This window comes from Pseudomonas batumici, assembly GCF_036585405.1.
Lineage (GTDB): Bacteria > Pseudomonadota > Gammaproteobacteria > Pseudomonadales > Pseudomonadaceae > Aquipseudomonas > Aquipseudomonas batumici.
In genome coordinates this window covers 2244386-2261653 of sequence record NZ_CP144470.1, presented here as the reverse complement: position 1 = coordinate 2261653, position 17268 = coordinate 2244386, and the positions used below count along the sequence as shown (strand labels likewise).

Annotated in this window: 21 protein-coding genes; 11 read left to right on the top strand and 10 right to left on the bottom strand. The window is 63.2% G+C overall.

Translation table 11 applies throughout. The features are described from left to right. Nucleotides 1–49: 49 nt before the first annotated feature. Entirely contained in the window at nucleotides 50–643 is a 594-nt protein-coding gene (locus NUH87_RS10090) for a nitroreductase family protein (RefSeq protein ID WP_338525831.1), read from the bottom strand. A 156-nt stretch (nucleotides 644–799) separates the two neighbouring features. Between NUH87_RS10090 and NUH87_RS10085 the strand changes: the two genes are divergently transcribed. Further along, the gene (locus NUH87_RS10085) at nucleotides 800–1249 is read left to right on the top strand and encodes a YcgN family cysteine cluster protein (protein WP_040070429.1); all 450 of its coding nucleotides are present in this window, start codon (nucleotides 800–802) and stop codon (nucleotides 1247–1249) included. Nucleotides 1250–1323: 74 nt separating this feature from the next. Here the strand turns inward: NUH87_RS10085 and NUH87_RS10080 are convergent, their stop codons facing one another. Continuing rightward, nucleotides 1324–1791 (bottom strand): RNA methyltransferase, encoded by a 468-nt coding sequence (locus NUH87_RS10080; protein ID WP_040065099.1) that lies wholly within the window; start codon nucleotides 1789–1791, stop codon nucleotides 1324–1326. 48 nt (nucleotides 1792–1839) lie between these two features. Then, a complete protein-coding gene (locus tag NUH87_RS10075; RefSeq protein WP_338525830.1) occupies nucleotides 1840–2547 on the bottom strand; it encodes a glutathione S-transferase family protein in 708 nt (235 codons plus the stop codon). 105 nt (nucleotides 2548–2652) lie between these two features. Here NUH87_RS10075 and NUH87_RS10070 point away from each other — a divergent pair, with 105 nt between their 5' ends. After that, nucleotides 2653–3234, top strand: coding sequence for a TetR/AcrR family transcriptional regulator (locus NUH87_RS10070; protein ID WP_338525829.1), 582 nt, complete (start codon nucleotides 2653–2655; stop codon nucleotides 3232–3234). 23 nt (nucleotides 3235–3257) lie between these two features. Next, a complete protein-coding gene (locus tag NUH87_RS10065; protein ID WP_338525827.1) occupies nucleotides 3258–3959 on the top strand; it encodes a glutathione binding-like protein in 702 nt (233 codons plus the stop codon). An 18-nt stretch (nucleotides 3960–3977) separates the two neighbouring features. Here NUH87_RS10065 and NUH87_RS10060 read toward each other — a convergent pair whose 3' ends face one another. The 3 genes from NUH87_RS10060 to NUH87_RS10050 form a co-directional block, all read right to left on the bottom strand. After that, the gene (locus NUH87_RS10060) at nucleotides 3978–4880 is read right to left on the bottom strand and encodes an HD-GYP domain-containing protein (RefSeq protein ID WP_338525826.1); all 903 of its coding nucleotides are present in this window, start codon (nucleotides 4878–4880) and stop codon (nucleotides 3978–3980) included. Nucleotides 4881–5061: 181 nt separating this feature from the next. Next, nucleotides 5062–5436: a YajD family HNH nuclease gene (locus NUH87_RS10055; protein WP_040065106.1), complete on the bottom strand. Its 375-nt coding sequence runs from the start codon at nucleotides 5434–5436 to the stop codon at nucleotides 5062–5064. Between the two features lie 47 nt (nucleotides 5437–5483). After that, nucleotides 5484–6170 (bottom strand): hypothetical protein, encoded by a 687-nt coding sequence (locus NUH87_RS10050; protein ID WP_338525823.1) that lies wholly within the window; start codon nucleotides 6168–6170, stop codon nucleotides 5484–5486. Nucleotides 6171–6252: 82 nt separating this feature from the next. Here NUH87_RS10050 and NUH87_RS10045 point away from each other — a divergent pair, with 82 nt between their 5' ends. Then, entirely contained in the window at nucleotides 6253–6534 is a 282-nt protein-coding gene (locus tag NUH87_RS10045) for a hypothetical protein (protein ID WP_338525822.1), read from the top strand. Here the strand turns inward: NUH87_RS10045 and NUH87_RS10040 are convergent. Then, the gene (locus tag NUH87_RS10040; RefSeq protein WP_338525821.1) at nucleotides 6531–7004 is read right to left on the bottom strand and encodes a cyclic nucleotide-binding domain-containing protein; all 474 of its coding nucleotides are present in this window, start codon (nucleotides 7002–7004) and stop codon (nucleotides 6531–6533) included. The genes NUH87_RS10045 and NUH87_RS10040 overlap by 4 nt on opposite strands. Nucleotides 7005–7092: 88 nt before the next feature. Continuing rightward, nucleotides 7093–9144: a S9 family peptidase gene (locus NUH87_RS10035; protein WP_338525820.1), complete on the bottom strand. Its 2052-nt coding sequence runs from the start codon at nucleotides 9142–9144 to the stop codon at nucleotides 7093–7095. Nucleotides 9145–9164: 20 nt separating this feature from the next. On the opposite strand from NUH87_RS10035, the gene NUH87_RS10030 reads away from it, so the two are divergent. Genes NUH87_RS10030 through NUH87_RS10020 form a run of 3 tightly spaced genes read left to right on the top strand, consistent with a single transcriptional unit; the run spans nucleotide 9165 to nucleotide 11088 of the window. Beyond that, the gene (locus tag NUH87_RS10030) at nucleotides 9165–9734 is read left to right on the top strand and encodes an MFS transporter (protein WP_422393933.1); all 570 of its coding nucleotides are present in this window, start codon (nucleotides 9165–9167) and stop codon (nucleotides 9732–9734) included. Nucleotides 9735–9766: 32 nt separating this feature from the next. Further along, nucleotides 9767–10543: a class II glutamine amidotransferase gene (locus NUH87_RS10025; RefSeq protein WP_040065112.1), complete on the top strand. Its 777-nt coding sequence runs from the start codon at nucleotides 9767–9769 to the stop codon at nucleotides 10541–10543. An 11-nt stretch (nucleotides 10544–10554) separates the two neighbouring features. Further along, nucleotides 10555–11088: a DUF2937 family protein gene (locus NUH87_RS10020; RefSeq protein ID WP_040065113.1), complete on the top strand. Its 534-nt coding sequence runs from the start codon at nucleotides 10555–10557 to the stop codon at nucleotides 11086–11088. 139 nt (nucleotides 11089–11227) lie between these two features. On the opposite strand, the gene NUH87_RS10015 is transcribed toward NUH87_RS10020, so the two are convergent. Next, nucleotides 11228–12160, bottom strand: coding sequence for a LysR family transcriptional regulator (locus NUH87_RS10015; RefSeq protein ID WP_338525817.1), 933 nt, complete (start codon nucleotides 12158–12160; stop codon nucleotides 11228–11230). A gap of 155 nt (nucleotides 12161–12315) precedes the next feature. On the opposite strand from NUH87_RS10015, the gene NUH87_RS10010 reads away from it, so the two are divergent. The 4 genes from NUH87_RS10010 to NUH87_RS09995 all read left to right on the top strand — a co-directional run bounded on the left by NUH87_RS10010 (nucleotide 12316) and on the right by NUH87_RS09995 (nucleotide 16033). Then, nucleotides 12316–13602, top strand: a complete 1287-nt coding sequence (locus NUH87_RS10010) for an MFS transporter (RefSeq protein WP_338525816.1) — start codon at nucleotides 12316–12318, stop codon at nucleotides 13600–13602. A 63-nt stretch (nucleotides 13603–13665) separates the two neighbouring features. Beyond that, nucleotides 13666–14418 (top strand): 5-oxoprolinase subunit PxpA, encoded by a 753-nt coding sequence (locus tag NUH87_RS10005; RefSeq protein WP_338525814.1) that lies wholly within the window; start codon nucleotides 13666–13668, stop codon nucleotides 14416–14418. Next, on the top strand, nucleotides 14415–15119 hold the full coding sequence (locus tag NUH87_RS10000; RefSeq protein ID WP_338525813.1) for an allophanate hydrolase subunit 1: 705 nt from the start codon (nucleotides 14415–14417) through the stop codon (nucleotides 15117–15119). Before NUH87_RS10005 ends, NUH87_RS10000 begins: the two co-directional genes overlap by 4 nt. Continuing rightward, complete coding sequence (locus NUH87_RS09995; protein WP_338525812.1) at nucleotides 15116–16033, top strand: biotin-dependent carboxyltransferase family protein; 918 nt, start codon at nucleotides 15116–15118, stop codon at nucleotides 16031–16033. Before NUH87_RS10000 ends, NUH87_RS09995 begins: the two co-directional genes overlap by 4 nt. Before the next feature lie 24 nt (nucleotides 16034–16057). Here the strand turns inward: NUH87_RS09995 and NUH87_RS09990 are convergent, their stop codons facing one another. Continuing rightward, the gene (locus NUH87_RS09990; RefSeq protein ID WP_040065129.1) at nucleotides 16058–17236 is read right to left on the bottom strand and encodes a vWA domain-containing protein; all 1179 of its coding nucleotides are present in this window, start codon (nucleotides 17234–17236) and stop codon (nucleotides 16058–16060) included. Between the last annotated feature and the right edge of the window lie 32 nt (nucleotides 17237–17268).

Below are 17268 nucleotides of genomic sequence, written 5' to 3'. Positions count from 1 at the left end.
CTGCAGGAGCCGGCAAGCCGGCTCCTGCACGGAGCGCCTTCAGCCTTGGTTACAGGCTGAAATCGCCCTCGGCCGCCAGCGCGCTCAGCGGCTGGCGTGGGCTTGGGGTTTCCCGGGCCTGCAGGTAATCCGGCAGGCTGGCCTTGTCGCCCAGCTTGCCGATGGCCACCGCCGCATGCAGCGCATAACCTTCCGGAACCTTCAGCTCGCGGCGGGTCAGCTCCTGGTCGAAACCGGCCATGCCGTGGCTGTGCCAGCCGCTGTTGCTGGCTTGCAGCGCCAGGTGGCCCCAGGCCGAACCGGTGTCGAAGGTGTGCCACAGCGCCGGGGTTTCCTCGCTGGCGCCGGGTGCGGTGAAGGTGGTTTTCGAAATCACGATCACCAGGGCCGAAGCGTGCTGCGCCCAACCGCGGTTGAATTCGTTCAGCAGACCCAGGAAACGCTCCCAGTTCGGCGTGTCGCGGCGCGCGTAGAGAAAGCGCCAGGGTTGCGAGTTATAGGCCGAAGGTGCCCAGCGGGCCGCTTCGAAAAAGCTCAGCAGGGTTTCTTCCGGGATGCTCTCGCCGGTAAAGGCGCGTGGCGACCAGCGCTGGGTGAACTGGGCGTCGATGGGGTAGTCGGCGATGCGTGGGTTGGCGCTCATGGGGGGAGTCCTGGCTGGGGAAAATAAGCTGGAAAGCTACTGTGCCGCGGTCGGGCTGACAAGTCCTGTTCAACCGACAGTCGCCGGCGCTTGGCCGAAAAGGCGCGGCGCACTAGACTGGCGGCCTTTTCACTCCCCGATGCAGATGTCTGAACCATGGCCGCGAAAGTCGAACCCTTCTGGATACGCAAGACCCTCGAGCAACTCGATCAGGAGGAATGGGAGTCGTTGTGCGACGGTTGTGGCCTGTGCTGCCTGCAAAAGCTCGAGGACGAAGAGGACAACAGCGTGTATTACACACGCATTGCCTGCAAGCTCCTGGACCTGAAGACCTGCCAGTGCACCGACTACGCCAAGCGTCGCGACTCGGTGCCGGACTGCATCCAGCTGACGCCGGGCCAGGCCGACCAGTTCAAGTGGCTGCCACCGACCTGCGGCTATCGCCTGGTCAGCGAAGGCAAGGACCTGCCGCTTTGGCATCACCTGGTCTGCGGTGACCGCGATGCGGTGCACCACGAGCGGATTTCCCAGTCCGGGCGCATGCTGGCCGAAGGCAGCGTGCCCGAGGATGACTGGGAAGATCATCTGATTTTCCGCGCCGGCTAAGCCCCGACGGCACCGATCTGGTCTCGCGCCTGGATACTGTCAGTATCCAGGCGTTCATCCAGCTGTGCGAGAACCTAGAATTTCGGACCGGAACGGGTGTTGTTGCCCTTGGCCAGGCGGTCGTAGAGCACCACGTTGACCGTTGCCGCCAGGTTCATGCAGCCGGTGGTCGGGATATACACCACGTCCTCGCACCAGTCGCGGATGTCCTTGTCCAGCGAGCCGTCTTCCGGGCCGAAGATATACAGGGCCCGATCCGGATGGGTGTATTCGGGCAGCGAGCGCGCACCCTCCACCAGTTCGACCGCCACCGGTATGCAGCCCAGCGGCAGGATCTTCTTCAGGTCGTCGATGCCGATCAGCGGAATGTCCTGATGGACTTTCTTGGTGTCGGTGACGAAATCCCGGGCCCGCTCGTAGCGCTTGCCGGTATAGAACACCGAGGCCACGCCGTAGCAGCCAGCCGCACGCATCACCGAACCGACGTTCTCCGGTGACTTGGGGTTATACAAACCAATGCAGCTGTACCTTTTGTTTGCCACGAGCCGGGTGCCTTTGAGGAAAAAGACGCGATTATACCGGCATCTCCGTCAGCTCGTGGTGTCGGGATAGTTCGAGGGGAACAGCGCGCGTCGGGTTTGTTCGTCGTTGACCTGCTTGAAGGCATGGCTCTTGCCCACCTGGCGGGCACGGGCCACGGCCGGCCGGGCCTCGATACGCTGGAACCAGGCCGACAGGTGGGGGTAGGCGGCCAGCGGCGATTCTTCGCCCTTGAGGACCCGCGCCGCCCGGTCGATCCAGCCCCAGGCCGAGATATCGGCAATCGAATAGCTGTCGCCGACGATGTAGCTGCGTGCGGCCAGGTGTCGGTCAAGCACCCGGTAGTGCCGTTCGGCTTCCCGGCGATAGCGGTTGATGGCGTAGGGCAGGCTTTCCGGAGCCGAGTGCTGGAAGTGCACCGCCTGACCGGAAAACGGCCCCAGGCCGGTGCCGATAAACATCATCCACGACAACAGTTCGCCCCGATCGCCGGTGCCGCCGCCGAACAGCCCGGTTTTTTCACTCAGGTACAGCAGGATCGCATTCGAGTCGAAGACCCGGACTTCGCTACCATTCGGGCCCTCGGTATCAATGATCGCCGGGACCTTGGCATTGGGGTTGATCGCCAGGAACGCCGGGTCGTGCTGTTCGCCCTTGCTGGTATCGACCGGAATCAGTTCGTAGGGCAACGCCGCTTCTTCAAGAAACAGCGCGACTTTCGCCGGATTGGGCGTCGGATGGAAAAAGAAGCGGATCATGTCGAAAGGTCCTGGATGATGTTTTGTATCGAGTGTTATAAAATAGGCCGAAACCCGGGGATGTGGCAATCTCCGTTTGTTTCAATTTGAGTCAATGTGTGGGTTATGGCACGACCAAGAGAATTCGATGAGGCCGCGGCACTGGAGGCGGCCATCCGCTGCTTCTGGACCCGGGGCTACGAGGCCACCTCCGTGCGGGATCTGGCGCTGGCCATGGGGATCACCGGGGCCAGCCTGTACAACGCCTTCGGTGATAAACGCGCGCTCTTTGGCCTGGCCCTCGATCATTACATCAAGCGCGGCTTCTGCGAGCGTTCCGCACGCCTGGAGCAGCAACTGTCGCCCCGCGAAGCCATCCTGACGTTCTTCAACGAGATCATCGAACTGTCGCTGAGCGACCCTGAGCGCAAAGGCTGTTTTATCGTCAACGCGGCCCTTGAGGTGGCGCCCCACGATCCGGAGTTCAAGGCGGTGCTGGCAGCGGTCCAGGAAGGGATGGAAGGCTTTTTCCGCCGTTGTATCAGTGCCGGCCAGGCGCAGGGCAGCATCAGTGCTGTGCAGTCGGCGGACGATCTGGCGCGCCTGTGCCTGGGGGTGCTTATGGGACTGCGGGTGCTGGCCCGCTCAAGGCCTGAACGGGAATTGTTGGAAGGGCTGGTGCGACCGGTCTTTGGGTTACTGAAATAGTGCGTCTTGACGAGGGAAATCGAATGATTGAGCTCTACTACTGGGCTACGCCAAACGGCCACAAGATCACAATGTTCCTGGAGGAGGCCGGTCTCGAGTACCGTATCCATCCCGTGGATATCGGTGCCGGCGACCAGTTCCAACCGGAGTTCCTGGCGTTTTCGCCGAATAACAGAATGCCGGCGATCATCGACACCGCGCCCGCCGATGGCGGCGAGCCGATCACGGTGTTCGAGTCGGGGGCGATCCTGCTGTACCTGGCGGAAAAGACCGGGCGGTTCCTGCCGGCGGATGTTCGTGGCCGCAAGACCGTGACCGAGTGGCTGTTCTGGCAAATGGGCGGCCTGGGGCCGATGGCCGGGCAGAATCACCATTTCGGGCTGTATGCGCCGGAAAAACTACCCTACGCCATCAACCGTTATGTCAATGAGACCAACCGTCTCTACGGTGTGCTGGATCGACGACTGCAAGGGCGTGATTTCATTACCGGCCAGCACTATTCGATCGCGGACATGGCCTGCTATCCCTGGGTGGTGCCGTGGCAACGTCAGCAACAGAACATTGAGGATTTCCCGGATCTGAGTCGTTGGCTCCACGCCATCGAACAACGTCCGGCAACGCGGCGCGCCTATGCCCGGGGCGAGCCGTATTCGCGGCGTGCGTCGAGTACGGAGGAGGGCAAGAAGATCCTCTTCGGCCAGACCGCCAAGGGTCCGGCTGTCTGAGGCCAAATACGGCTGCTCCTACAGGATGGGGGCGAATTGGCGCTGCACCAGGCGCTCGATCAACTCGACGTCGGCCTGGGGGCTGAGGTCTTGCGCGCTGCCGGCGGCGCCGGTGGCCTGCAGTTCCAACGGGCTGCCCGGTGCGTTCTGTTGCAGCAGATAGTCGGCGCCGCAGTTGCCGCAGAACACATGATCCCCGGCACGGTGCGCGCGCTTGAGGACCACCGTCGGTCCGCACATGCCGCAGTGACGCAGGGGAATGCCCTGGTCCGTATGGCCGATGATCGGGCTCAAGGCGCCCGATTCCCCCAGTTGGATGAACAGCGCGCCGAAGTGCGCGTCGAACTGGGTCCCCAGGTTCTTGCCAATGATCTGCAACGCCTGCGCCTGCGGCATGCCCGCACGATAGGGGCGGGTGCTGGTCATGGCATCGAAGGCGTCGCAGATGCCGACGATGCTCGCCAGGTGCGGAATCTCGCCGGCCTTGAGCCCCAGGGGATAACCCCGGCCATCGGGCATTTCGTGGTGCAGGCGCACCGCGTCCTCCACCAGAGCGGCCAGCGGGTGGGCATGCAGCAGTCGATAACCGATGTCAGGGTGGGTCTTGATCACGGCGTATTCTTCGTCGCTCAAGGGCCCGGCCTTGCGCAGCACCGCATCGGGAATACCGACCTTGCCCAGGTCATGCACAAAGCCGCCCAGGGCGATCCGCGCCACTTCCTCGGCTGCGAAACCGGCCTTCTGCGCCAGCAATTCGCTGAACTGTGCCACCCGCCACAGATGCCCGCCGGTGTAGGGATCGCGTGCCTCCACCACCCAGGCCATCACCAGCAGGCTCGACAGCAATTCCTGCTCCGGTCGCGAAACCTGCGCCGGTTGGCGAGCGCCCAGGAGGTTTTGAATCAATTGGTTGAGTTTCATGGCGCGTTTACCCGGTACGTAGGATCACCCCAGGCAGGCGCCCGGGTACTTGTGCCATTGGAGTGTGCAGCAGGCTTTAAATTACAACGGGTGAACAGATTATCGGCCTGATGAGCCCTGACCGATCCGACTGTTTCGCTCGAAAACGACACCGGGGCTCAAGGCCCCGGCATGCTGGCTTTCAGTCGTCTTTCTTCATCAACCCGGCCAACGCCGCGAACGGGTTGTGGGTGGCCTTGGCGATCTTCGGACTGCTCAGCGAGCTGTCGCCGAAGTACTGCTGGTCGGTGTAGCGCGAGTGCTCGTTGTCATGGCAGAACAGGCAGAGCAATTCCCAGTTGGAACCGTCCTGTGGGTTGTTGTCATGGTTGTGATCGCGGTGATGCACGGTGAGCTCGCTCAGGCGCTTGCCGGAAAATTCACGGGCGCAGCGGCCGCACACGTGCGGGTACATTTTCAGCGCCTTGTCACGATAGCCCATCTCTTTATCGCGTTTCGCATCGGCCAGGATACGGTCCAGCTTGGCGGTATGGGAGGGAGGGTTGGCCGAACTCATGGGTTCACCTTGTCGAATGGGTTAATGACGGTTACGCAAAGTTTAGCTCAGTTCTTGAGCTTCTCGGCGATCCAGATGGTGTGGCGCGTGCCCTTGTTGCCGTGGGCATGGACCTGGACTTCCTCGGCCTTGAAGCCGGCCTTGCGCAGCTTGTCGGAGAAATGGCTGTCGGCGCTGGCCGACCACACCGCCAGCACACCCTTGGGCCGCAGGGCCTTGGCACAGGCGTTCAGGCCGGCCGTCGAGTAGAGCCAGCTGTTGGCTTTCTGGGTCAGGCCTTCGGGGCCGTTGTCGACATCGAGCATGATCGCATCGAAGCCATTGGGCTCGGCCTGCAGGACCTTGGCCACGTCTTCCAGGCGGATCACCGTGCGCGGGTCGTCCAGGGGCCTACCGGCTTTTTCCCCCAGCGGGCCGCGGTTCCACTCGACGACGCCCGGCACCAGTTCGGCCACCACCACTTCGGCGCTCTTGCCCAGGTGCTTGAGGGCCGAGGCCAGGGTGAAGCCCATGCCCAGGCCGCCGATCAGCACCCGCGATTGCGGCCGACCGGCGACCTTGCGGCAGGGAATCTCTGCCAGTGCATCCTCGGAGCCGTGCATGCGGGTGTTCATCAACTGCCCGCCGTCGCCGCCCTGGATCTTGATCACGAAGTCCTCGCCATACTCGAACAGGCACAAGGCACCGCCGTTTTCGGGAATCGGGGTGGTGTCCAGCAGAACGAAACGTTTCATGGAAATCTCATTGGGAGGGGCAAAATAGCCGCGTTGCGAGTAGCCTGATGGCAGACAGAGAAGTCTGGCAACGGAGCCATTGATGAAACGCGTTATTGTAGCGGCCATTGCATTGACCGCGCTCACCCTTACGACGGTCCGGGCCGAGGATCTATCGCCGGTACCGGTCACACCCAAACCGGGGACACCGGGCACCGCCACCCCCACGCCGTACCCTCAGATCACCCCGCGCACCCCGCCCAAGCCTGGCGAGCCGCTGCCGAGCATCGAGTTGCCGCAGCCGCCCAGGGACCAGACCCTGCCGGGCCTGGAGCAGAACGACAAGACGGACAAGAGCGACAAGGCGGGCCAAACCGCCAGCTAGATCTGTTGCGAGAGCAGTTGGCCGTCCGCCATGCGCAGTCGCCTGGACAGCGCGATGGCGATGGCGCGGATGATCTTGGCGGCGATCTTCGGCGCGTCGTTGAGCATCTTTTCCAGGGAGTCCTTGCCCAGGTTCAGCAACTGGCAATCGCTGGCGGCCACGCAACTGGCCGAGCGCCGCTCGCCATCGAGCACCGCCATCTCGCCGAAAGCCCGGCCGGCGCGCAAGGTGGCGATCACCACCGGTACGCCTTCGGCGTTGCTCTTCTGCACGTTCACGCTGCCGTGATGAATGATGCACATGAAGGTCCCGGCATCACCCTCGTGGAAGATGGCTTCGCCCTTGGCGACGCTGCTGATGCTGAAATAGCCGGCGGCGGCGAGGAAGTCCGCCGGCAACAAGGCGGCGAACAAGCCGCAGTCCATCAGCATGTCGCGGATTTCGTTATTCAGTAAGGTCGGTTCTGGCATGGCTCACGATCTTTTCTTGTTACCTGTTCTGTGCGGGCATCGAAGCCCGGCGGCCTGGAGTTAAGACAAGGGCGCCGGGCAGAGTTCCTCAGACCAGGCCCAGAACCTTGAACACGAAGGCGTATTCGAGGGCTACGTCACGTAATCCCTGGTAACGACCGCTCATGCCACCATGGCCCGCGCCCAGTTCGGTCTTGAGCAAAAGCAGATGCTCGTCGGTTTTCGTGGCGCGCAGTTTCGCCACCCATTTGGCCGCTTCCCAGTACTGCACGCGGCTGTCGTTGTAGCCAGCGATCACCAGGGTGGCCGGGTAGGCCTGGGCGTGGACGTTTTCATACGGCGCGTAGGCCTTGATCCGAGCATACACCTCGGGCTCCTCGGGATTGCCCCATTCGTCGTATTCGGTGACGGTCAGCGGCAGGTCCGGGTCGAGCATGGTGTTCAGCACATCGACGAACGGCACTTCGGCGATGGCGGCCTGGAACAGTTCCGGGCGCTGGTTGAGCACGGCACCGATCAACAGGCCGCCGGCACTGCCACCGCTGATGGCCAGTTGCTTGGAGGTGGTCAGGCCCTCGGCGATCAGGTGCTCGGCACAGGCGATGAAGTCGTCGAAGGTGTTCTGCTTGTACGCCTGCTTGCCGGCGCGATACCAGGCCTCGCCCAGTTCGCCGCCACCGCGCACATGGGCGATGGCAAAGGCCATGCCGCGCTCCAGCAGGCTCAGGCGGGCGTGGGAGAACCACGGGTCGAGACTTTCGCCATAGGCGCCGTAGCCGTAGAGGTAGAGCGGCGTGGCCTGGCCTTGCAGTTCGCGCTTGACCACCAGGCTGATGGGCACCCGCGTGCCGTCCGCGGCCGTGGCCCACAGGCGCTGGCTGACGTAGGCATCGGGGTCGAAGTCGCCCAGCACCGGGGTTTGCTTGAGTACGAGCTGTTCGCCGCTGGCCAGGGTCAACTGACGGATCTGGGCCGGCCGATTCAGCGCTTCGTAGCGCAGGCGCAGGGTCTGGCTGGTGAACTCCAGGCTGTCTTGCACGTGGAGGCTGTAGGCGGCATCCGGCAGCTGCACGCGATAGCTCGGCAGGTCCCCGGGCCGCACTTCGATGATCGGCAAGCCACCTTCACGCAGGCTCAGGCACAGGGCCGAGGCGTTCAGGGTCAGGCCTTCGAGCATCACCTGGTCATTGTGGGGCACCAGCAATTGCCAGTCGTCACGGCCCGGTATGCCGTGGTCCGGGGCGTGAAACAGGGCGAAGTTGATGCCGTCCTGGTTGCTGCGGATAAACCAGCTCCACTGTCCCTGATACTGGCCGTGGTCGACGTAGTACTCGTGGTCTTCGACCCGTGGCGCCAGGCAGGTAAAGGCCTGGGTCGGGGTATCGGCGTCGAGGGCCCAGGCCTCGCTGGTGGTCTTGCTGTTGAGCAGCACCACCAACTGGCGCTCGGAACTGCTGCGGTAGCAGTGCAGGAAGAAGCGCCCGTCGGTTTCGTGCAGGACCTCGTCGGCCCCGCTGTCGCCGAGACGATGGCGGTACAGCCGGTGGGGACGATGGGTGTCGTCCAGTTCGGCGAAAAACAGCGTCTGGCTGTCGTTGGCCCAGGTCATGCTGCCGTCGCAGTCGTCGAACGGCAGCTCGCTGACCACGCCGCTGTCCAGTTCCTTGACGTACAGGCGATAGACCTCTTCGCCGGTGGTGTCGAGGCTGTAGGCCAGGCGTTGGTGATCCGGGCTGACGCTGAAGGCGCCTAGGGAGAAGAAGCCGCCCTCGGCCAGTACGTTGGGATCCAGCAGCAGGGCTTCGGCGCTTTCATCCACCGTCAGGCTGTCATCGGCCGGGCGCGGGCAGCGGTAGTGCCGCGCATATTCGTCGCCGGCGGTGGTGCGGGTGTAGTACAGGAACGGCCCCCAGGGCGAAGGCAGGGACAGGTCGGTTTCGAGAATCCGGCCCTTGATCTCCTCGAACAGGGTTTCGCGCAGTTCGGCCTGGTCGGCCAGTCGGGCCTGCTGGTAGCTGTTTTCGGCCTTGAGGTAGTCGAGCACGGCATCGCTGTCGCGCTCCTGCAACCAGGCGTAAGGGTCCGCGCCCGCGTCGCGGCGGGCAATCGGGGCGCTGTGGACGGTGCTATCGAGGGACATGGGCAACTCTCTGTGGACGGATCGCTGACGGCGGGGCAGCCGGACCGGCGAAAAGCCGTTATCATAAGCATCTATTTGCCAGCCTTGCCATGGACACCATGACCGAGAACGACTATCTGATCGCCTGGGGCTGCTACGCCTTCGCCGCCTTGGGCTGCCTGTTGGTGTGGTTTCGCCTGACCCGCTGGATCTGGCGCTGGTTGCGCGAGCCATTACGCGTGGTGATGGCGGTGCTGCTGCTCAGCCCGACCATTATCGACCCGGTGAAGGAAAAATTCGCCCCGGCGGTAGCCATTACCGCCCTTGACCTGCTGTTCAAGGTCGGCAACAACGCCTGGCGCGCGGTTTCCGATCTGTTCATGTACCTGCTGATCGCCCTCGGCGTTTATGTGGTCTTCGCGCTGATCCGCTGGCCCATCGAGCGCTCCATCAAGGCCCGTCGCCCGCAGCCGGTGGCGGCTGGCGCGGCGCCGGAAGCCGAGCCCGAGGAGGACGATCAACCCTTCGCCGCGGCCGATCGCAACGAGCGTCATGGCCGTCGGCCGCCGAGCAGTGGCACGGGTCGTCCGCGGGTCGAACCGCGTCTTTAACGGCGTCCCTGCATTGAAGCGAGAGTCCGAGCATGTGTGAATTGTTGGGCATGAGCGCCAATGTACCGACCGATATCGTTTTCAGTTTTACCGGCCTGATGCAACGCGGGGGGCGTACCGGTCCCCATCGCGACGGCTGGGGCATCGGCTTCTACGAAGGCCGTGGCTTGCGCCTGTTCCAGGACCCGGCGGCGAGCAGCGAGTCCGAGGTGGCGAACCTGGTGCAGCGTTATCCGATCAAGAGCGAAGTGGTGATCGGACATATCCGCCAGGCCAATGTCGGCAAGGTCTGCCTGTCCAATACCCACCCTTTTGTCCGCGAGCTGTGGGGGCGCAACTGGTGTTTCGCCCATAACGGCCAGTTGGCGGACTTCCGGCCACCCACCAGTTTCTATCGCCCGGTAGGCGACACCGACAGCGAAGCGGCGTTCTGCGACCTGCTCAACCGGGTGCGCCAGGCCTTTCCCGAGCCGGTGGACATCGAAGTGCTGCTGCCGTCCCTGGTCCAGGCCTGTGCCGAGTACCGCGGCAAGGGCGTGTTCAACTGCTTGCTCAGCGACGGCGACTGGTTGTTCTGCTATTGCTCGACCAAATTGGCGCAGATCACCCGGCGCGCGCCGTTCGGGCCGGCACGCTTGAAGGATGTGGACGTGATCGTCGACTTCCAGGCCGAAACCACGCCCAATGACGTGGTGACGGTGATTGCCACCGAACCCCTGACTGAAAACGAAACCTGGACCCGCTACGAACCGGGCCAGTGGAGCCTGTGGCGGCGCGGCGAATGCGTCAGCCAGGGCCAGACCGATTAAGGACGTCCGTTATGTGGTTGAGTTACCTGCGGCTGATTCTGTTTACCCTGGGCCTGTTGATCGGTGTCCAGGTGCCGGGCTTCATCAATGACTACACCAAGCGGGTCGAGGCGCACCTGATCGAAGCGCAGACCGCTCTCCAGGGCTTCCAGAAGACCGCCGAGCAGTTCTTCAACGGCGACCTGCAGGCATTGGTGGCGCATTATCGTGCCAGTGACGACCCGGTGTTTCGCAGCGATGCCGAGAGCCTCGGCACCTTGCTCAACCGCCAGCGTCTGCTGGATGACCAGTTCCAGGCGATGCAGGGCCCCTGGTACAAACGCGCGTTGCAGGTGGCCTATGCGGCCGATCCGGCGATCCGCCAGGAAACCTTGCAGGGCTACACCTACCAGGTCCTGCTGTCGCCCGAGGCCATCGGCTGGGCGATGGGCGTGGCGCTGTTGTTCTCGTTCGTGATCGAAGGCTTCTTCCGCCTGGTGGACTGGGTGGTGCTGGGCGGCAAGCGCCAGCGCGAGCGGCTGGCACGGCGCGAACGGGGCTGGTAAGAACAAATATCCTGCGGACGCCGCGTTACTGTGGGAGCCGGCTTGTCGGGACGCCGCACCGTGGCGATGGCGCCCGCAAGATCAATGCAAGGCTCGCTGGCCTCATCGCCGGCAAGCCGGCTCCTACAAAAGCTCGGCGTTAGTGGCCGGCGAGGGTGGGCTTGCTCAGGACCACATACTGCTCGCCCATCTTGTCCGCATAGCTGTGCAAGACTTCCTGGCACAGCGCGACAATCTCTTCCACCAACTCCACGCCGACCCGCCACGAGACCACCACTTCCAGGTTCGGCGGGCGCACGTCCAGGGCCAGCAAGGTCAACTCGCCGCGCATCAGTTCTTCCCGGACCAGCACCGGCGGCAGGGCGCCGATGCCGAAGCCGTCGCGCAGCAACCGGGTAATTGCCGACACCGAGTTCACGCAGTTCAGCCGTGGCGTCGGTACGCCATGGATCTGCATCAGGCCGAGGATTTCCTGGTGCGGCCGCGAATTCTTCGAAAAGGTCACGATGCGCTCCCGGGCTATCTCGGCCAGGCTCTTGTATTCGCGGTTATAGATCGAGTTGCTGGCCACCACCCAACCCATGGGGTGGCTGATCAGTTCCAGGCTGCGAATGGACTCCTGGCGCAGCAGGTCGGTTTGCAAGACCAGGTCGAGAAAGCCTTTTTGCAGCTGATCGCAGAGGTTCAGCGCGGTATCGGCCACCAATTCGATTTCCACCAGGGGAAAACGATCCGACATCTGCGCCACCAGCGGGCTGAGCCAGGTATGGATCACCGTGTCCATCACACCGATGCGCAGGCGCCCGACCTTGGTCGAACTGATTTCGATGGCGTGCTTGAGGGCCTGCATGGTGTCCATCATCTGCTCGGCGTAGTCGAGCACCTTGAGCCCTTCGGGCGTCAGGCTGACCCCGCGCGAATCACGCAGGAACAGCTTCACCCCGAGCTCGCCTTCGAGCACCGCGATACGGCTGGAAATGGAGGCCTGGGTGGTGAAGAGCTTGTCCGCCGTCAGGCGAAAACTCTTGAGTCGCGCAACCCAGACGAAGGTTTCGAGAAATTTGAGGTTCATGCAATCAACTTTTTCTTATGCCAGGGCAGGACTTTTATTAGTTGGACGCAGAGGGCATGGCCAACGAAAAATGGCCTTCGACCGGTCAGGCACGATAAGCCTAAGTCTGGGCGGTCGCCAGAACAATACCAATAAGCTTTATGCGGAGAACCCCCATGACTACGCCCGGCTCGCTGGATGTCACCCAAGCCGAGGGCCCACCCGGTCCGTTCACCTGGTATCGCAATCTCAATCAGCAGGAGCGTCGCACGTTCTGGAGTTGCAAGATCGGTTACGGCCTGGATGGCATGGATACCCAGATGCTCAGTTTCGTCATCCCGACGCTGATCGCCCTCTGGGGCATCACCACCGGCCAGGCCGGGCTGATTTCCACCAGCACCCTGATCACCTCTGCCCTCGGCGGTTGGATCGCCGGGATTCTCTCCGACCGAATCGGCCGGGTGCGGACCCTGCAACTGACGGTGCTCTGGTTCGCCGTGTTCACCTTTCTTTGCGGTTTCGCCCAGAACTACCAGCAGTTGCTGGTCGCCCGCACCTTGATGGGCTTCGGTTTCGGTGGCGAGTGGACCGCCGGCGCGGTGCTGATGGGCGAGGTGATCCGCGCCAAGGACCGCGGCAAGGCGGTCGGCATGGTGCAATCGGGCTGGGCCCTGGGCTGGGGACTGACCGCGATCCTCTATGCGGCGCTGTTTTCCCTGCTGCCGCCGGAAGACGCCTGGCGCGCGCTGTTCGTGTTGGGCATCGTGCCGGCGATCTTCGTGATCTTCGTTCGCCGCCTGGTCAAGGACCCGGAGGTCTATCGCCAGGCCAAGATCCAGGAAGCCCCGAGCCATCCGGCGCATTTCTACGAGATCTTTGCCCCGGGCATGCTCAGCATTACCCTGCGGGCTTCCTTGTTGACCACCGGTGCGTTGGGCGGCTACTACGCCATCACTTCCTGGTTGCCGACCTTTCTGAAAACCGAGCGCGGCTTGAGCGTACTCGGCACGGGCGGCTACCTGGCCATGGTGATCGTCGGTTCCTACATCGGTTACGTGATCAGCGCGTACCTGACCGATCTGCTGGGGCGCAAGAAGAACTTCATACTGTTCGCCATCGGCTCCTTCATCGTCGTGCTGTTGTACACCCAGTTGCAGGTCAGCAACGAGATCATGCTGTGGCTGGGCTTGCCGCTGGGCTTTTTCGCCTCGGGGATGTTCAGCGGCATGGGGTCGTTTCTCACCGAGTTGTTTCCCACCCGCATCCGGGGTTCGGGCCAAGGCTTCTGCTACAACATCGGGCGGGCACTGGCGGCGTTTTTTCCGCTGCTGATCGGCCTGCTCAGCCAGAAAGTCTCCTTGAGCCTGGGGATCGGCGCTTTTGCCGCGGTGTCCTACGGCGTGGTGATCCTCGCGGCCCTGAGCCTGCCGGAAACCCGTGGCAAGGAACTCGAAGCGCAGTAATCTGTGGGGATCTGTGAAAAGTCCCACATTAAGAAAAGTTAAAAGCCCACAGGAGCAACCACCGTGAGCCGCTTGTTATTGAATTGCGATATCGGCGAAAGCTATGGCAACTGGACCATGGGTCTGGATGCGCAGGTCATGCCGTTTATCGATTGCGCCAACGTGGCCTGCGGTTATCACGCGGGCGATCCGAGCATCATGCGCAAGACGGTCACCCTGGCCCTGGCCAATGACGTGCGTATCGGTGCCCATCCGGCCTATCCCGACCTGGTGGGTTTCGGTCGCCGCTCCATGGCCTGCACGCCCCAGGAAATCCAGGACCTGCTGCATTACCAGATCGGTGCGCTGGACGGTATCTGCCGGGCGCAAGGTGCCCGGGTGAGTTACGTCAAGCCCCACGGCGCGATGTACAACGACATGATGGCCAATCCCGAGCAACTGCGTGCGGTGATCCAGGCGATTGCGGCGTATGATCGGGAACTGCCGTTGATGCTGCTGGCGATGCGCGACAACAGCGCGGCCCAGGCCCTGGGCGATGAATACGGTGTCACGTTGTGGTTCGAGGCGTTTGCCGACCGTGCCTACGACAGCGCGGGGCGCCTGGTGTCGCGGCAGTTGCCCGGTGCCGTGCATCACGAACCTTCGCTGATCGTCGAGCAGGCACTGACCATTGCCCGTGGTGACAGCCTCACCGCCAGCGATGGCAGTGCGCTGCGGTTGCAGGCCCATACCTTGTGCGTGCACGGCGACAACGCCAGTTCGGTGGCCGCCGTGCAGCGGATCCGCGAGGCCCTGGATCGGCAGTCCGCCGTATGAAGCCACGGATCGAAGTGGTCGGGATCGACTGTCTGATGGTGCGCCTGTTCGACGTGATCGCCGAAGAGAACATGCCGTGGATGCTCGCCGCTGGCGAGCGTCTGCGGACTGGATTTGCCGGGCATCTGATCGATCTGGTGCCGTCCTATACCACCTTGATGGTGCATTACGACCTGCTGGCGTTGAGCCCGTCCCAGGCCCGGGAACTGATTGCCGTGGCCTTGACCGATCTGGCGCCGAGCACCGGTGCCGGCGGCCAATGCCATGTGTTGCCAGTGTGGTATGACCCCAGTGTCGGCCCGGAACTGGGCTTGTTGGCCGAACGTGCCGGCTGGTCGGTCAGCGAAGTCATTCGTTGCCACAGCGAGCGCGAGTACCAGGTGTTCGCCTTGGGCTTCGCCCCGGGGTTTGCCTTCATGGGCCTGGTCGACGAGCGGCTGGCCGCGCCGCGCCTCAGTACCCCGCGTAAACGGGTCGCGGCGGGAAGCGTGGGGATTGCCGAGCGCCAGACCGCAGCCTACCCGGTGGTCTCGCCGGGGGGCTGGAACCTGATCGGTCGCACACCGAGCAAGCTGTTTGACCGCGAGCGCGACGGCTATAGCCTGATGCAGCCGGGCGATACGGTGCGCTTTGCCGCGGTCGATCACGCTGAATTCATTACCCTGGGCGGCGATGACACGCCGCTGGAGAGCCTGGCATGAGCCATCTGTCGATCGAGGCGAGTACGCCACTGTGCCTGTTGCAGGATGCGGGGCGTTTTGGCGTGCGTCATCTGGGCGTGACCCAGGGCGGGGCGCTGGATTGGGTGTCGATGTTCTGGGCCAACCATCTGCTGGGCAATGCGCCGGACGCCGCGGTGGTGGAGGTGACCCTGGGCGGCTTCACGCTGGTGGCCGAAGAGGATTGCTGCCTGGCCCTGGCCGGTGCCGACCTGGGCGCGCGGGTGGACGGGCAGGCGCTGGCGCCCTGGTGCAGTTTTATCCTGAGGAAAGGCCAGCGGTTGCAATTGACGCAACCGCTGTCGGGGGCACGGGCCTATCTGGCGGCGCCGGGCGGTTTTATCGCGCCGAAAGTCCTTGGCAGTGCTGCTTGTGTGGTTCGCGAGGAGCTCGGTGGGCTGGATGGCCTGGGGCGGCCCCTGGCCAAGGGTGGGCGCCTGGAGTATCACGGATCGGCGCCGACGCCGAGGGTATTGGCAGAGGCGCAGGTGCCGGATTTCAGCGCCAGCGCGCCGTTGCAGGTGGTGCTCGGGGCGCAGATCGGCGAGTTCAGCGGGCAAAGCCTGTTCGACGCGTTCAACAGTACCTGGACCCTGGACAGTCGTGCCGACCGCATGGGGATTCGTCTGTTGGGGCCCGAGTTGAAGTACCAGGGCGAGCCGATGATCTCCGAGGGCATTCCCCTGGGGGCGATTCAGGTGCCACCGGACGGCCAGCCGATCGTGTTGCTCAACGACCGGCAGACCATTGGCGGCTATCCACGCCTGGGTGCGTTGACGCCATTGTCGCTGGCGCGCCTGGCGCAATGCCTGCCGGGAACGCCGGTGCGCTTGGCACCGGTGGTGCAGGAGACGGCGCATCGGCAGCAGGTCGAGTTCATGCGCAGGTTTGCCTGACACCGCTCGCCACAGGGTTCGCGGTTACTTGGACAGGAACCGCATCCCTTCTTCCAGCCCACGCAAGGTCAGCGGATACATCTGGTCCTCCACCAGATCGCGGACGATCCCAGTCGACGCCGTATAGTTCCAGGTGTCCTTGGGATAAGGGTTGATCCAGACAAGCTTCTTGTACTTGGCCATGAAGCGCTGCATCCACACATAGCCGGCTTCTTCGTTCCAGTGCTCGACACTGCCACCGGCCTGGGTGATTTCATACGGCGCCATGGCCGCATCGCCGACGAAGATCACCTTGTAGTCGGCCCCGTACTTGTGCAGCAGGTCCTGGGTCGAAGTACGTTCCGAGCCCCGGCGCAGGTTGTTCTTCCACACTGATTCATAGATGAAGTTGTGGAAGTAGAAGTACTCCAGGTGCTTGAACTCGGTCTTGCAGGCCGAGAACAACTCCTCGCAGATCTTCACGTGGGCGTCCATCGAACCGCCGATATCGAACAGCAGCAACAACTTGATGGTGTTGCGCCGCTCCGGCCGCATCTGGATATTCAACAGGCCCGCATCGCGGGCGGTGTGGTCGATGGTGCCGTCGATATCCAGTTCTTCCGCCGCACCCTGGCGCGCGAACTTGCGCAGGCGACGCAAGGCCACCTTGATATTGCGCGTGCCCAGTTCAACCTGGTCGTCGAGGTTCTTGTACTCGCGCTGGTCCCAGACCTTGACCGCCTTGCCCTGGCGCTTGCCGGCGTCGCCGACGCGAATGCCTTCGGGGTTGAAACCGCCCGAGCCGAACGGGCTGGTGCCGCCGGTACCGATCCATTTATTGCCGCCGGCGTGACGTTCCTTCTGTTCTTCCAGGCGCTTCTTGAATTCCTCGATCAGTTTGTCGAGGCCGCCGAGGGACTGGATCTGCGCGCGTTCCTCGTCGCTCAGCGAGCGTTCGAACTCCTTGCGCAACCAGTCCTCGGGAATCAAGGCCTGGAGATGGTCATCGAGTTTTTCCAGACCATTGAAGTAGGCACCGAAAGCCCGGTCGAATTTGTCGAAATGCCGCTCGTCCTTCACCAGGATCGCCCGGGCGAGGTAGTAGAACTCGTCCATGTCGGCGAAGGTCACGCGCTGCTTCAGCGCGTTGATCAGGTCGAGCAGTTCGCGCACCGACACCGGAACCTTGGCGGCGCGCATTTCATTGAACAGGTTGAGCAGCATGGCTATTGCCCCCGCTTTTGTTAAAAAAAGCG